Raw genomic sequence first — 14,311 nt, forward strand, 5'->3', positions numbered from 1 at the left:
GATGTGTATAAGAGACAGGATAAGTGACACATCAGGCTGGGGTCAGAGCACCTAGTAGCGGGTGCAGTTCGGCTATGGGCTCAACTATCTGATCGACATCGAGAACGCCGTCATCGTCGATGTCGAGGCCACGCCGGCCAGGACCTACGACGAGGTGGCGGCGACGAAGACCATGATCGACCGGACCGAGCGGTGCTTCGACCTTAAGCCTAAGCGGCTTGCCGCCGACACCGCCTATGGGACGGGGAAGTTCCTCGGCTGGCTCGTCAAAGAGAAGAGGATCACACCGCACATCCCGGTCTGGGAGAAGAGCGATCGAGGGGACGGCATCTTCTCGCGGGCGGACTTTATCTGGGACAAGCGGCATGGCCACTACATCTGTCCCAACGGGAAGCCGCTCCGCACCAGCGGCACGGTACATGATGGGCGCACGCTGCTCTATCGCGCCTCGAAGCGAGACTGCGATGTCTGTCCTCTGAGGTCGAGGTGCTGCACCAGGGATGCGGCCCGCAAGATCCCTCGCGATCTCCACGAGGATGCCCGCGATGTGGCTCGCCGGAAGATGAAGACCAAGGCGTTCGCCAGGTCACGTGACGAGAGGAAGCGCGTCGAGATGCGCTTTGCACATTTCAAGACCCACCACGGCTTCGAGCGGTTGCGGCTACGCGGCCTCTCCGGCGCACGCGACGAGTTCCACCTCGCGGCCATCGTCCAGAACCTCAAGACAATGGCGCTGCGTCTCGTGTGGCCGCCGCCAGACCCCGCGGTCGCGTAAGCTGCGTGAGAGCCAGTGGCAGTGGCATCCCGTACATCGGTAGACCCGCCACCACCCAACCGGGTGCTGATGAAAGGCAAAGAACCCCTCAGCCTCGCAGCAGCGAGGAGGACCAGCCGGTTACGCCGCCGACTTTATCGACAGCATCGACCCGAAAATGACATTCTCAGGGAGACGTCAACACCCGGGCTTCGGTCTAGGGGTCTCGCGAGCCTTTGGCCACAAACGGCATGCTCGCCTTGGCGCCGGATTGCTCGTTTAGGGGGAGAAGAAAGCCGTTGCCACCAGAGGGGTGTTGTGACCATCCTAAGTTGGGTCGGATGGGTCAGGCAGCGGGGTCCCCGCAAAAGCCCTCGCTTAGACGACCCTATCCCGGCGTGCACTCATGCGCGAGGCCAAGACAATGGTCGATCTTCCACCCCCGCCTCCTGAACCGGCTTTCATCGAGCCCGATAAATCAAATGATGCTGACACGAGAGACCGCATCAACGTCATTAGAGTGACATTTACCAAGGCTCGAAGCCTCGCGCAGACAGGCAAGCCAGGGTCGGCGGCGCAAAGCGATACCGAGATCGCATTCGACAATTTCAATCAGGCGCTACCGTTCCAGAACTTCAATCAATTCTCCAACTTCAACGATTTCAGCAATTTCAACGATTTCAGCAATTTCAACGATTTCAGCAACAGCTGATCACGCGCGTGCGCGGGTTGAATATGTCCGTTACATGCGGCACAGCGGCGACGCATGCTCCAGTGAACGTCGAGTTGGCGCCGCTGGGACTTCTGGTTGTTCAACCCACACCGTTTTGCAATATCGACTGCTCCTACTGCTACCTAAGTCACCGCTCAGATAAATCCCGAATGGATGTCGCCACCGTAAAGGCGATAGCTCGTTTTTTGCGTGGCATGCCCCTTCGCGAGCCGCAGTTGTCCGTAGTTTGGCACGCCGGCGAGCCCCTGACTGCACCAACAGAATTTTATGAAACTGCGTTTGCGGCTTTGCAGTCGAAAGCCGCGCCGACGCTGTTCACCCACCATTTTCAGACGAATGGCATGCTCATAAACGACGACTGGTGCGAACTGTTCAAGCGATGGGCGGTTCGCATCGGCGTCAGCATTGACGGTCCAAAAAAGATCCATGATGCCTATCGCGTCGACCGGTCCAATCGCGGCACGTACGACCGTGTCATGCGCGGCGTTGCAAAACTCCGAGAACATGAGATTCCCTTTACGGTCATTGGTGTTCTCACGAGGGATGCACTACAGGCCCCTGACGAGTTCTGGCACTTTTTCGAGACTTTGGGCGCCACGCAGGTCGCCTTCAACGTGGAGGAGGCTGAGGGTACGAATGGGTCATCATCTCTTTCGGGAAACGATGCCGATCAATCGTTCCGTGCGTTTCTTCAGCGAGTCGCCAGGCTTCGCTCCGCAAATCCGGGCATGCGGTTGCGGGAATTCGATGGCATGCGCGGGCACCTGACGGCCCCACCCGGAAGCGACGTGATGCGTGCCGATAACAGGCCCGGCGCAATTATCAACATTGACGTCGTCGGCAATGTAACGACGTTCTCGCCAGAGTTGCTCGGCGTCGAGGACGATCGGTATGGAAAATTCCATTGGGGCAATGTCCACACGGATGATTGGCAGGCAGTTGTTTCCAATCCAGGCTTCCAGCACGCCTACAGCGACATCTTGGCAGGCATTGAGCAATGTCGAGACACTTGCGCTTATTTTTCGGTCTGCGGCGGAGGTAACCCTAGTAATAAGCTGGGGGAATTGCGCACCTTCGCCGGAGCGGAAACGCAGTACTGTCGCCTACACGTTCAAGCGTTCGCCGACATTGTGATTGACGAACTTGAGCACGAAATCGGTATTGGCTAGCGCCGTCCCATCGAGGTCGTGTCCCAAGTTGCATTCCATGAGCGTCGGGATGGGGGCAATGCCGACGCACTCTCGGTGAGCGGCACAAAAGGAAGTGGAGAGCGACTTGACACACGACAGCGTCACTAGTGATCGCGCGACCCAGTCCCAGCAACCGAACGTCGACGTATATTTGGTCGGCGCCGGGATAATCTTCCCGGACCAACTGACGATTGAAACCGTCGAAATTCTGACGCTGTGCAAACGCATCGGCACAAATCTCCCGGAAACAGTTTTGGATGGATTGCCGGAAGACCTGCGGGCCAAGTGCGTGAGCTTGTGGTCGCTCTATCAGGACGGCCGAATCCGGACCGAGAATTATTTGGATGTCTTTCAGGCAGTCGTCGAACTGACGGAAATAGATACCCCAATCGCATGGCTGACGCCAGGGCATCCGGTCATATTCGACAGTGTATCGGCATCGCTGCTGACTGAAGGAAAGGTCAGAGGATGGAACGTGCGCGTAATACCCGCCATTTCCTCCATCGATACGATGTTGGCGGAGCTTGGCTACGATCCCGCACATGGCATGCTGATTCACGAGGCAACTGGCCTCGTTAGGCGAAAGATACCCATCGTCCGATCGGTCGCCTTAATGTTGCTGCAGCCGGCTGTGTTTGACGTAAATGTCGCCATCATCGCTGGTGATAGTGCCGGCCCGGACTTGTCGCCCTTGCGCGACTACCTTCGCGAGTTCCATGCCCCCGAACATCGTTGCGCATTTATTCGTTCCGCGTCCAAGTTGGGCGAACGCGATTTGGTAACGTGGACACCGCTTCACGACCTCGCATCGGTGCCTTACGAACGGGTCGCTGGATCGACCTTGTTCGTACCGCCAGCTTAGCGCGAAGCGCGCGCATGCCGGAGTAGTCGCGGGGACAAACATGGACGCAGCTCTTCTAACCCTGTTGTCGAGCAGCGCGTTGCTCTCTCCCGTCGTCCTGTATTCGCCCCAGCGTTCCGTGCTTGAGGTCGAAGATCGCATCCATTTAAGCCGCGGGACGTGCCCAGCTGAACCAATAGTCTCGGGTACTCCGCCCTATGTGTCCGGTGCGCGAGTTCCGGTTCCCGAATGGCGCCTTGCGACGCAAGAGGAGAGCTTCGTGCTGTGGTCCACCACTGCGCCGCAAGCGCATCGTGGCGTCGGTGTCGTCCGGCTCCTGGGCCCTCAATTGGTGAGGCTCTTCGCGGAGCGCAGTGATATCTTTGATCGCACCGATGATGCCGATACCCTGAAACATCCATTGATCGAACTGTTGCTCGATAGCATCGGGAATGTCGGTCTTATCGCCAAGCATGTGCTTTCTGCCAGGATTGGGCACGATCAGCCGGGTTGCATTACGATGACGAAAGCCGTCGATCAGGATGCGCGAATCGGACTGCATATCGACCGCTGGGACAGATTATCTGTCGATGAGCTGGATCAGAGCTCCAATCGCATTTCAATCAATCTAGGTCCGGTTGATCGGCATTTCATTTTTCTCAATCAGACAGCCTCAGGAATGGCCGCGATGCTTGAACGTGCAAATTTGCACGTCGCACCGGATGTGGGCGCCATTGGCGCGGCGTTCATGTTGGCTTTCCCGGAGTATCCGGTAGTGCGGCTGCGCCTTCGACCCGGTGAAGCCTACGTAGCCCCTACTGAGAATATCTTACACGATGGATCCAGTGCAGGGGTGCTGGAGACCAACCGCTATCTATCGATTCGCGGACGCTTCGCCTTCATGTAGATGCAACACCAATGACGGCACGGCTCGAAGCGGTCTGCGAGGTCGCTATGAGCCAGGACGCCTTGTCACTTTGCCTGCAGTACGGCGCGCGCTGACGGCGAAGTCTAAGCCGCGGCAGTCAACCAGGAGCGGCTCGGAAGGTTCCGGCCTGCCGTCCCTTCCTTAGGTGGCGATCCTATTCATTTCCTTCAGGGCTTCGTCCCGCAATGCCTCCGGGTCCGTAATGCCCGTGGTGGCAACAACGAACAACCTTCGTCGAAGCACACCTTCCAGCCCGCTGCACGGGCAAGCCGAGCTCTCGAGCTGTAGCCAGTGCATCCTCAAGTGCGAGGTCTAGGTTCTTCGAACCCTCAGGCGTGAATAGCTGCTTGCAAGAGCCCATAGCTCCCTCCTCAATACTGCAGGCGAGAGCGCGTTGAGGAAAGCCTGCCTTTTAATGGCGAACGCGACCCAGCGAATCTAAGGCGCCTGAAAGTGCGGCCTCGAAGAGCGTCATGCTCCCATCTCTGGTCAACGGAATTGGATTACCGCCCGCGGTCGGGTCGACTACGGCCATTTCGGCGATGGTCTCCGCTTGGCTGCCGTCGATGTTAAGACCGCTAAGGTCATTCGGCACGCCAGTCTGCTTGCGTAGGTCGAGCACCGCCTGAAGGAAGCCATCAAAGCCCCCAACAATACCCAGGAACCCGGCAAGACGGTCGATCTTCCCCTTGATCGCCGGTCGATTGAACACAAGCACGTAAGGCATGAAGACGCCGTTAGTCGTGCCGTGATGAGTATTGTAAAGCGCTCCGACCGGATGCGACAGCGCGTGGATCGCGCCAAGCCCCTTCTGAAAAGCGGTGGCACCCATCGCGGCTGCGCTCATCATATGGGCGCGTGCTTCAAGATCATTTCCGTTCGCCACCGCCTTTGTCAGATTCTCGAACACGAGCCGCATCCCCTCGACGGCGATACCTTCGGCCATGGGGTGATAGCTCGGTGCGCAGTATGCTTCGAGGCAGTGAGCCAGGGCGTCCATTCCCGTGCCCATCGTGATGGCAGGCGGCATGCCCACGGTCAGTTCCGGATCGCAGATCACGATTTTCGGCATCATCTTTGGGTGAAAGATGACCTTCTTGGTATGGGTGGCCTCTTGGGTGATGACGCCGGCGCGGCCTACTTCCGAACCCGTGCCGGCCGTGGTCGGCACGGCAACGATCGGCGCTATTTTCTCGGCGTCGGCGCGCGTCCACCAATCGCCGATATCCTCGAAGTCCCAGAGGGGCCTCGTCTGCCCGGCCATGAAAGCGATGACCTTGCCGGTGTCGAGACCTGAGCCGCCGCCGAATGCCACGACGCCGTCATGGTTCCCGGCGCGAAAGGCAGCGATGCCAGCCTCGACGTTGGAATCCACCGGATTGGGCTGCACGTTCGAGAACATGGCGGCGGGGAGCCCCGCCACTTCCAAAAGGTCTAGCGCCCTTTTCGTGATTGGAAGCGCGGCGAGACCGGCGTCGGTGACGAGCAGGGGGCGGTCTATCCCTGCCGTCCGGCAAGCATCGGCGAGCTCGCTGATACGGCCCGGACCGAAGCGGATGGAAGTAGGGTAGCTCCAATTGGCGGTGGGTGCGTTCATGGTTGTGTGTCCGAGATGAGAGGTCGGTCAGACCTCGCGAAGATGGAAACTCTTCGGCTGGGTCAGTGCTTCAAATCCGTATTTCGACAACGAGACGCCGCGACCTGTGTCTTTGACGCCGGTCCAGGCGAGATACGGATCGAGATAGTCGCAGCGGTTCATAAACACCGTACCGGTCTCGATCTGATTGCCGAGCTCAGCGGCGCGGTCCATGTCACGCGTCCAGATCGAGGCCGTGAGCCCGTAAGGACTGTCGTTCATCAGCGTCACGGCCTCCTCTTCGTCGCGCACCTTCATGATACCGACGACGGGCCCAAAACTCTCCTCCCGCATCACCTCCATTTGGTGGTTGACACCGATCAGTACTTCCGGCGCGAGATAGGGTGAGCCAGATCGGTCGCCGTCCACCTTCATGTTGATCAGCGCGGTGGCGCCCTTTCGCTTCGCCTCCTCGATTTGGCTGCGGACAGCGTCGGCCGCGGCGCCTCGCACCATCGGTCCAAGCGTGGTCGCCTGCTCAAGTGGATTGCCCACCACATATTTTCGGGTGAGGTCGGCAAAGCCCTCGACGAAGTCGTCATAGATCCGGGCGTCTACATAAATGCGCTCAACTCCGCAACAGGACTGACCAGAATTGTAGAAGGATCCATCCACCAAATTCTCGATGGCATGATCGAGCTTGGCGTCGGCGCGAACATAGGCGGGATCCTTGCCGCCCAGCTCAAGGCCGAGCGACGCAAAAGTTCCCCCAGCCGCGCGTTCGACGGTGCGGCCTCCGGCGACAGAGCCGGTGAAGTTGATGTGGTCAACGCGACCTGAACCAATGAGCTTCTCGGTCTGCTCATGGGACATGACGAGATTGTGGAACAGCCCCTTGGGTAACCCTGCGCGCTTAAATGCCTCGGCGAACCGCTCCCCGACAAGCAGGGTTTGGGCGGCATGTTTGAGGATGACCGCGTTGCCCGCGAGCAGGGCCGGGACAATCGCGTTGATGGAGGTGAGATAGGGATAATTCCACGGTGCGAGCGCGAGAACGATGCCGAGCGGCTCCCGGGTGATATACCGACGAAAGCCATCCTTCTCCGGCGGGTAGTAGGGCTTAAGCGCCTCCTCTGCCAATGCCACTACGGCGCGCGTGCGCTCTTCGATGCCGCCCTTCTCGCCGCCATAGCGCACCGGCCGACCCATCTGCCAGGCAAGCTCGACGGTCATGTCGTCATTCATCGCCAACAAGGCGTCGAGGAAGGCGAGCATGTAACGGCCGCGCTCGGCGACGGGCGTCGCCTTCCATTGGGGCAGGGCCGCGCGGGCCGCCGATAGTGCGGCATCGATTGCCGAGCCGCTCGCAATTGGCCGCTCGGCATAGACCGAACCATCGATGGGAGAGATGACCTTAAGACTCTCTGACATTTTCGTGCCTCTGAACTTACGACCGTTCGAACCCGCGCCTAAGCTCCCAATCGGTAATGCGCCGGTCGTATTCGAACTGTTCCCACTCCGCGTTGTGTACATAGTGATCTATCACGTCGTCGCCAAAAGCGGCACGCAACATAGCCGAGTGCCGCATCAGCTCCGTCGCTTCTCGCAAGGTCTTCGGTACCTCCGGCAATACTTCGCTCTGGTAGGCGTCACCCGCATAAGCTGCCTCGAGCGCCAACTTCTGCTCGATACCGGCTAGGCCAGCGGCGAGCAGCGCGGCGAAGGCAAGATAGGGATTGAGATCGGCGCCGCCGATGCGGCACTCAATGCGGATGCTCTTGGTCCCGGCGCCGCACAGGCGGAAACCGGCCGTGCGATTGTCCAATGACCAGATTGTCTTGGTCGGCGCGAATGTACCCGCCTGAAAGCGCTTATAGGAATTGATATAGGGCGCGAGGAACCAGGTGATCTCGCGCGCGTGGGCGAGTTGCCCTGCCACGAATTGGCGCATGAGCTCCGACATGCCGTGCTCACCCTTGGGGTCGAGGAACAGGGGGCTCTTGCCGGCTGCATCCCACAGCGAAGCGTGGACATGGCTCGATGAACCGGCAAGGTCGTAGCGCCATTTGGCCATGAAGGTCACCGACTTGCCGAGCCCATGGGCGATTTCCTTGCACCCATTTTTTAGAACGACGTGCCAATCGGCCGTCGCCAGGGGATCGGCGTAGCAAACGTTGATCTCTTCCTGCCCAGGTCCCCACTCACCCTTCGAATTCTCGACCGGAATGCCCGCGCCCTGCAAACCGTTGCGGATAGCCCGCATCACCTCTTCTTCCTTGGTGGTCTGGAAGACGTGGTAGTCCTGGATATAGCTGCCGGTGGTTTTGAGGTGGCCCCAGCCTTTGTCCTGCGCCGTCTCGTAAGTCTCGTCGAACAAATAAAACTCAAGTTCCGACGCCATGCGGGCCGACATATCCTTGTCGGCGAGCCGGGCAAGCTGTTTGCGCAGCATGGCGCGCGGACTGTGAGCGAGCGGCTCGTGGTGGTGGTCGAGCACGTCGCAGAGGACGAGGGCGGTGGCCGGTAGCCAGGGGATGCGTCGGAGTGTGGTGAGGTCCGGCTTCATGATGAAGTCGCCGTATCCTCTCTCCCAATTAGCGACCGCGTATCCCGGCACGGGCTCCATATCGATGTCGTTGGCAAGCAGGTAGTCGCAGCCGTGGGTTTCCTCATAAGCGCCGTTGAGGAAAAACTCGGCATGAAAACGCTTGCCTACGAGCCTGCCCTGCATATCGGGAAAGCAGACTACGACAGTATCAATCTCACCCTGATCGCAAGCCTTACGCAGATCCTGTAACGTCAATGTGCCAGCCATGCCGGGATCTTCTCAGCTGCAGTGGAAAGTAGCAGAAGATAGTAAGGAACCCGCGCGGGCGCTATGCCCACGCGGGTCTTGGGGTTTCCTGACGAGGCTCAGGCGCAACGGTAGGGAGGACCTGCCTTTGCCATCGTCTCGTTGTACTTTCTGAGGATCTCCACAACTTTGGCGCAGCGCGGGCTGATCTTTGCGGCCTCGTCCCAGAACTCGACCGCGGCATCCGCGACCGTCTGCCACTCGGCGTCCGGGATCGAGGTCAACTCCAGCTTACCACCCGTGGTTCGGTAATGCGCCTCGCCCCACCAATACCAGTGCGCGCGGTAGTAGTGCGAATTGTCGATCGACAGTTTAAACAGCTCCTGGAGGTGGGGCGGCAACGCGTTCCACCTGTCGGTGTTCACAAAGTACGAACCCGCCCAAGCCCCCGAGATATTGTTGGTCAGATAGTACTTCAGGACGTCCGCCCAACCCACGGTGTACATTTCGGTGATGCCGCACCAGCACACACCGTCAAGCTCCCCGGTCTGAATGGCGACCTCGACATCCTCGTAGGGAAGCGCGACCGGCACCACACCGAATTGCTGCATGAACTGGCCGCCCGTCGGGAACATATACACGCGCAAGCCCTTGAGGTCGGCGACCGACTTGATCGGCTTGGTCGTGCCGAAGTTGCAAGGATCCCAGGCGCCGGTGCTGAGCCAAGTGACGCCCTTTACTTCTCCGTATGCCTCCTCCCAGATCTTCCTCAGCCCCCACCATTCCCACAAGGCTGGGACATCCAAGGAGTAGCGCGAGGCGAAGGGGAAGTAGGCCGCGAAGATCTTGACGTCGACCGGAGCCGCCGCCGAGTCGTCGTCGCTCTGCGCCGCATCGATCGTTCCCGTCTGCACCGAGCGGAACAACTCGCCTTGCGGCACGAGCTGATCTGCGTAGTAGAGCTCGATGACCATCTCGCCGTTCGCCGCCTTGTTGAAGGCTTCGATAGACGGCTTGATCACGTGCTCTCCGAGCGCCGTGCCGGCATAGGTCTGCATGCGCCATTTGATTGGCGCGCCTTGCGCTCTTATCACATAAGGCGAGGCCACGGTCGCAGTCGCAGCGGCCGCGGTTGTCAGGCCTGCATTCTTTATGAACTCACGCTTAGTTATTTTCTTCCGTATCGTCATCGCAGTCACTCCTTCTCACACCACCTCAAACTAGGACCGCATCTCCAGAGCCTTATTTCGCGTAGTATTGGTTGGGCAACCACAGCGCGACTTGCGGAAACATCATGACGATTGCCAAGCCGATGATCATCACCAGAACGAAGGGCACGATTGATTTGTAAATATCGGCCAGCGTTATTTCCGGCGGCGCCATTGCGCGCATCAAAAACAAGTTATAGCCGAAAGGCGGCGTCATGTACGCGATCTGGCAGGTGATGGTGTAGAGCACGCCGTACCAAATCGGATCGAAACCGAGCGCAATCACGATCGGCACGTAGAGCGGCGCCACGATCACCAGCATCGCGGTATCGTCGAGGAACGTCCCCATGATGAGGTAGGAGAGCTGCATCATGATGAGGACGGTCCACGGATCGAGGCTCCATTTATCGAGGAACAGATAGCGCAGGCCGTGCACTGCGCCGAGGCCGTCGAACACGGCGCCGAAGCAGAGCGCCGCGAGGATGATCCACAGAAACATGCAGCTGATGCCGAGAGTCTTGCGGACGGTGTTCTCCAAGACCTTCAACGTTAGCTTGCGTCTGAAGATGGCGGCCAGCGTCGCACCGGCGGCGCCGACGGCAGAACTTTCCACCAGGCTCGTCTTTCCCATGAGGAAGAGGCCCGTCATCGAGAAGAAGATGAGGAAGGGGATGACGCCCGCGCCGAGCAGCTTGATTTTTTCGCCCCAACTCACCTTGCGCTCCTCGGGTGGCAGCACCGGCCCGAGGTGCGGCTGCAGATAGCAGCGGATGGCGACGTAGGCGATAAACAGCGAGGCGAGCAGCAGACCGGGGAATACTCCCGCCAGCCAAAGCTGGCCCATGGGCTGGCGGGCGATCAGGCCGTAAAGTACCAGCACGACGCTCGGGGGGATGAGGATGCCGAGCGAGCTGCCCGCCTGGATCACCCCGGTGACCATTACCTTGTCGTAGCCCCGCCGTAGCAACTCGGGTAGCGCGATGCTCGCGCCGATCGCCATGCCCGCCACGCTCAGTCCGTTCATCGCCGCGATCACCACCATCAGCAGGATTGTGCCGATGGCGAGCCCGCCGGGGACCGGACCGAACCACACATGGAACATCTTGTAGAGATCGTCGGCGATGCCCGACTCCGACAGCATGTAGCCCATGTAGATGAACAGGGGCAGCGTCAGCATCGGGTACCAATTGAACAGCACGAAGGAGGCGTTGAACGGCATCTCCTCGCCGCCGGTCCCCCACAGCATGAGGGCGAAGGTCGCCGCCACGAAGCCGATCACGCCGAAGAACCGCTGCCCCGTAAGGAGCAACAGCATCATTGACGCGAACATGAGGAGGGCGATGGCCTCGTGACTCATTCCAATCCCTCACCCACGAGTCGCTTCCTTGCGGGAAGATCCTCAGCGAGGGGCTTTCCCCGCGCCTTGGCTAGGTCCCTGAAGAACACAGCGATCATCTGAAGCAGCATCAAGACGATGCCAGTGCACATCACGACCTTGATCGGCCAAAGCACCGGCGACCATGAAGAATAGTTCTTCTGGTTATATTCGATGGCGTATTGCGTGCTCGAGATGCCGCCGATCAGCAGAATGATGAGATAGAAGATCACCAGAAGAGACGTCACCGTATCGACGCGCGCTTGTGTTCGCGGCGACCAGCGGCTGTAAAGCAGGTCCATGCGGACATGAGAGTCGAGCTGAAGGGAGTAGCCGCCGCCGAGTAAATAATAGGCAGCCAAGATCATTTGCGACGTCTCGATGATCCAGATGTGCGAGGTGCCGAAGGCGCCGCGCGCGATCGAGGCGTAGAGCAAGACGCCCATCATCACTATAACGAGCCACATAGCCCCACGTCCGACAACGCGGTTTGCCGCGTCTACGTATTGGACATAGAGCTTGATCCAATTAGGCATGGCTCACGATGCGGCGACGCGTGTGGGTGTCGTCCTTGATAGCAATTGTCACATGCAGGATTCAAACCGAACGGAAGCTGGCGCCTTTGCAAAAAGGGATGTGAGCCGATCCGCCCAGCGCTGCTCCCCTGCTTCGTCGCCAATTTCGTCATTGCGAATTTCGATCATCGCGGCTGGCAGCCCTCGCGGGCGCGCGTGGCGGGCGACGGTATAATAGACCTCGTCGGCTGGCGAGTAGGGCTCGTTTGCGCCGACGGTGAGATTTGAGTCGCCTTTGAGGCCCTGGAGAAGGCGATCGGCAACGCGCCGATCGTCGGCGAACACGATGCCAATCTGCCAGGGACGCGATTTTCCGAGATAGATCGGTGTGAATGAGTGGATTGCCACGATGGTGATCTCTTGATCGGCGCGCTCATTGAGACACGCATCGATGGCGTCATGGTAGGCCGCATGAATGTAGGCGAGCCGTCGGCAGCGCTCGTCGTCGCTCAGGCCATGATTGGCTGGTACGGGTCGGCCCTCGCTTTCGGTGACAATCAGCGTGGCCGAGTCCGGCGGCCGATTGCAGTCGATCACCAGACGGGAAACATCGGGCCAGATCAGCGGGGCATCCAAGGATCTCATGAGATGCCGCGCTACGCCAAGCGCACCCCGGTCCCACGCAATGTGCGTCTTCAGCGCTTCGGGGTCGAATCCGAACCTCTTATAATCGTCAGGGATACGATTGGAGGCGTGATCGCAAACGACCACAAACTGTCCGGCGGCATCCGGATTTTCCACCACGACCTGTCTTTGTTCTGGACCCCTCACATTGCCCCTCCGAACCCACGAGGAGTGGGTCAGCTTGCTAACGTTAGCGGCAATTGGGGCAAATGCCCATCATCTTCGAAGCTACGAACCACCTAGGAAGCCTGGAAGAGCGAGCTAATGAACTCTTCGTCCGGCAGCCTGTGGTGCAATCTCACCGACGACAATAGTGCGACGCTGGTCTCAACGGGCCGGCCTGACCTCCCAAGACCAGCCGGCGACGTCCGAAGAGGGCTCGACCGGCGTCCAGAACAACCGAGCCGGAGAGAACCGAAACGTGAGGGAAAACCTATTCTTAGATAAGCCGAACTAAACTCAGCCTCGGCTCTTGGGTGGCACCCGGGCTCGCCCTCCGTGAGAGTCACTTGTCCGCTCTTGATGCTGTGGGTCACCCGGATCACAAAGTCGGGAGATGCATACACTAAAGTCGCCCACAAGAAGGGCAAGCCTGACGAGGCGAAGAAGTCCGACATAACGAAAATCGAGTAGCTGAGTGGGGCGGGTCCTGCGACCCGCCCCTATTTCTGGCTAGTAATGAGGATGACCTGGAACCCTTTGGATGGAGTGGTCTCCCAGGCAAGAAACGACCCATCGGCGCGGTGGTGTTGCTAGCGCTAGTCAGACGTCGCGCTTCACCACGGCACCACGGACCTTCATAACCCGCTCGGCGTCGGCATGACGGCCTTAGCACCGTCATTCCCTTTGTGACGGCTTCGAGCTGTTCCACAAAGCAGGCGAAATAAACGACCTCGACCAGCCCATGGCCTCAGGGTTGATCGTCGCCCCGCAGAGTCCTCGACAGCACGAACAGCTGGGACGGCGGCAACACGGCACCAGGGTGCATTGCATCCGGTCTCTCCCCCGCTATTACCCCACTCGCTGGACGGTCTCGACACGGTCACGCAAAAAAGCCGGGCAGCGAAAGACACGAAATGAGGGAAAACTGGTGCCGCCGCTCAGGATTGAACTGAGGACCTCGTCATTACCAATGACGCGCTCTACCACTGAGCTACGGCGGCGTGTTTTGACCGGTGGGCCGGCACGGGCGGCAAGCCCCGATATATTGGGTGCCCTAGGCCGTGCGGCGCGCAAACTGCCATACGGGGCTTGGCCGCGCAAGGATTGCGCCAAGGTCTTACCGCCGGCCAGCCCGTGATATAAAAGGCGGAGACAATGGCCGATGAGCGCGAGCGCGAGGGGAAACCCGGCAAAACGGAAAAGGCGGGCGGCCGCCAAGCCCGGCTGGAGCAGGCCCTTCGGGCCAACCTATTGAAACGGAAGGCGAAGGCCCGCGGCCGTGAAGGCCCCGCGACGCCCCCGGAAGGGACGCCCCCGAAAGAGGGGGGACAGGGCTGAGGCGACAAGAGTAGACTGGCCGCTTGCCGCGATCGCCAGGGGCGGCAAGAACGGGGATTTGTGGCGCCAGGCCCGCCAAAGGCCCGCGCGAGGGAGCACGTCGTCATGGACCGTATCCGCATTATCGGCGGCGCGCCGTTGAAGGGCACCATTCCCATCAGCGGTGCCAAGAACGCTGCGCTGCCCCTGATGATCGCCAGCCTGCTCACCAAG

The 14,311-nt window shown here is 59.7% G+C and carries 12 protein-coding genes and 1 tRNA gene; 5 read left to right on the forward strand and 8 right to left on the reverse strand.

All coding sequences use genetic code 11. The features are described from left to right. Nucleotides 1-61: 61 nt before the first annotated feature. The 5 genes from ACSLE4_RS09690 to ACSLE4_RS09710 all read left to right on the forward strand — a co-directional run bounded on the left by ACSLE4_RS09690 (nt 62) and on the right by ACSLE4_RS09710 (nt 4,425). Nucleotides 62-775, forward strand: coding sequence for a transposase (locus tag ACSLE4_RS09690; RefSeq protein WP_435904252.1), 714 nt, complete (start codon nt 62-64; stop codon nt 773-775). 385 nt (nt 776-1,160) lie between these two features. Continuing rightward, nucleotides 1,161-1,466 carry a hypothetical protein gene (locus ACSLE4_RS09695; protein WP_435904253.1) on the forward strand — a complete coding sequence of 102 codons (306 nt, stop codon included), beginning with the start codon at nt 1,161-1,163 and terminating at the stop codon, nt 1,464-1,466. A 23-nt stretch (nt 1,467-1,489) separates the two neighbouring features. After that, on the forward strand, nt 1,490-2,656 hold the full coding sequence (gene grrM, locus ACSLE4_RS09700; protein WP_435904263.1) for a cyclophane-forming radical SAM/SPASM peptide maturase GrrM/OscB: 1,167 nt from the start codon (nt 1,490-1,492) through the stop codon (nt 2,654-2,656). 106 nt (nt 2,657-2,762) lie between these two features. Continuing rightward, the gene (locus ACSLE4_RS09705; protein WP_435904254.1) at nt 2,763-3,539 is read left to right on the forward strand and encodes an SAM-dependent methyltransferase; all 777 of its coding nucleotides are present in this window, start codon (nt 2,763-2,765) and stop codon (nt 3,537-3,539) included. Nucleotides 3,540-3,798: 259 nt separating this feature from the next. Further along, nucleotides 3,799-4,425, forward strand: a complete 627-nt coding sequence (locus ACSLE4_RS09710) for a hypothetical protein (RefSeq protein WP_435904255.1) — start codon at nt 3,799-3,801, stop codon at nt 4,423-4,425. Between the two features lie 433 nt (nt 4,426-4,858). Here ACSLE4_RS09710 and ACSLE4_RS09715 read toward each other — a convergent pair whose 3' ends face one another. From ACSLE4_RS09715 to ACSLE4_RS09750, 8 genes are all read right to left on the reverse strand, one after another. After that, nucleotides 4,859-6,043: an iron-containing alcohol dehydrogenase gene (locus tag ACSLE4_RS09715; RefSeq protein WP_435904256.1), complete on the reverse strand. Its 1,185-nt coding sequence runs from the start codon at nt 6,041-6,043 to the stop codon at nt 4,859-4,861. A 27-nt stretch (nt 6,044-6,070) separates the two neighbouring features. Then, on the reverse strand, nt 6,071-7,453 hold the full coding sequence (locus ACSLE4_RS09720) for an aldehyde dehydrogenase family protein (protein WP_435904257.1): 1,383 nt from the start codon (nt 7,451-7,453) through the stop codon (nt 6,071-6,073). Between the two features lie 16 nt (nt 7,454-7,469). After that, nucleotides 7,470-8,837: a glutamine synthetase family protein gene (locus ACSLE4_RS09725; protein WP_435904258.1), complete on the reverse strand. Its 1,368-nt coding sequence runs from the start codon at nt 8,835-8,837 to the stop codon at nt 7,470-7,472. Nucleotides 8,838-8,935: 98 nt separating this feature from the next. Continuing rightward, the gene (locus ACSLE4_RS09730; RefSeq protein ID WP_435904259.1) at nt 8,936-10,006 is read right to left on the reverse strand and encodes a TRAP transporter substrate-binding protein; all 1,071 of its coding nucleotides are present in this window, start codon (nt 10,004-10,006) and stop codon (nt 8,936-8,938) included. A gap of 52 nt (nt 10,007-10,058) precedes the next feature. After that, nucleotides 10,059-11,381 (reverse strand): TRAP transporter large permease, encoded by a 1,323-nt coding sequence (locus ACSLE4_RS09735; RefSeq protein ID WP_435904260.1) that lies wholly within the window; start codon nt 11,379-11,381, stop codon nt 10,059-10,061. Continuing rightward, entirely contained in the window at nt 11,378-11,866 is a 489-nt protein-coding gene (locus ACSLE4_RS09740) for a TRAP transporter small permease subunit (RefSeq protein WP_435904261.1), read from the reverse strand. The genes ACSLE4_RS09735 and ACSLE4_RS09740 overlap by 4 nt, the downstream gene beginning before the upstream one ends. A gap of 117 nt (nt 11,867-11,983) precedes the next feature. After that, nucleotides 11,984-12,715 carry an N-formylglutamate amidohydrolase gene (locus ACSLE4_RS09745; RefSeq protein ID WP_435904262.1) on the reverse strand — a complete coding sequence of 244 codons (732 nt, stop codon included), beginning with the start codon at nt 12,713-12,715 and terminating at the stop codon, nt 11,984-11,986. Nucleotides 12,716-13,686: 971 nt separating this feature from the next. Further along, nucleotides 13,687-13,761: transfer RNA gene (locus ACSLE4_RS09750), tRNA-Thr, on the reverse strand. Between the last annotated feature and the right edge of the window lie 550 nt (nt 13,762-14,311).

This window comes from Methyloceanibacter sp. (assembly GCF_051306395.1).
Classification (GTDB): Bacteria; Pseudomonadota; Alphaproteobacteria; order Rhizobiales; family Methyloligellaceae; genus Methyloceanibacter.

What these genes read in the sequence shown, in the direction of transcription:
- ACSLE4_RS09715 (WP_435904256.1), bottom strand. Translation starts at nt 6,043, where the DNA reads ATGAACGCACCCACCGCCAATTGGAGCTACCCTACTTCCATCCGCTTC.
- ACSLE4_RS09735 (WP_435904260.1), bottom strand. Translation starts at nt 11,381, where the DNA reads ATGAGTCACGAGGCCATCGCCCTCCTCATGTTCGCGTCAATGATGCTG.
- ACSLE4_RS09695 (WP_435904253.1), top strand. Translation starts at nt 1,161, where the DNA reads ATGCGCGAGGCCAAGACAATGGTCGATCTTCCACCCCCGCCTCCTGAA.
- grrM (WP_435904263.1), top strand. Translation starts at nt 1,490, where the DNA reads ATGTCCGTTACATGCGGCACAGCGGCGACGCATGCTCCAGTGAACGTC.
- ACSLE4_RS09725 (WP_435904258.1), bottom strand. Translation starts at nt 8,837, where the DNA reads ATGGCTGGCACATTGACGTTACAGGATCTGCGTAAGGCTTGCGATCAG.
- ACSLE4_RS09730 (WP_435904259.1), bottom strand. Translation starts at nt 10,006, where the DNA reads ATGACGATACGGAAGAAAATAACTAAGCGTGAGTTCATAAAGAATGCA.
- ACSLE4_RS09720 (WP_435904257.1), bottom strand. Translation starts at nt 7,453, where the DNA reads ATGTCAGAGAGTCTTAAGGTCATCTCTCCCATCGATGGTTCGGTCTAT.
- ACSLE4_RS09740 (WP_435904261.1), bottom strand. Translation starts at nt 11,866, where the DNA reads ATGTGGCTCGTTATAGTGATGATGGGCGTCTTGCTCTACGCCTCGATC.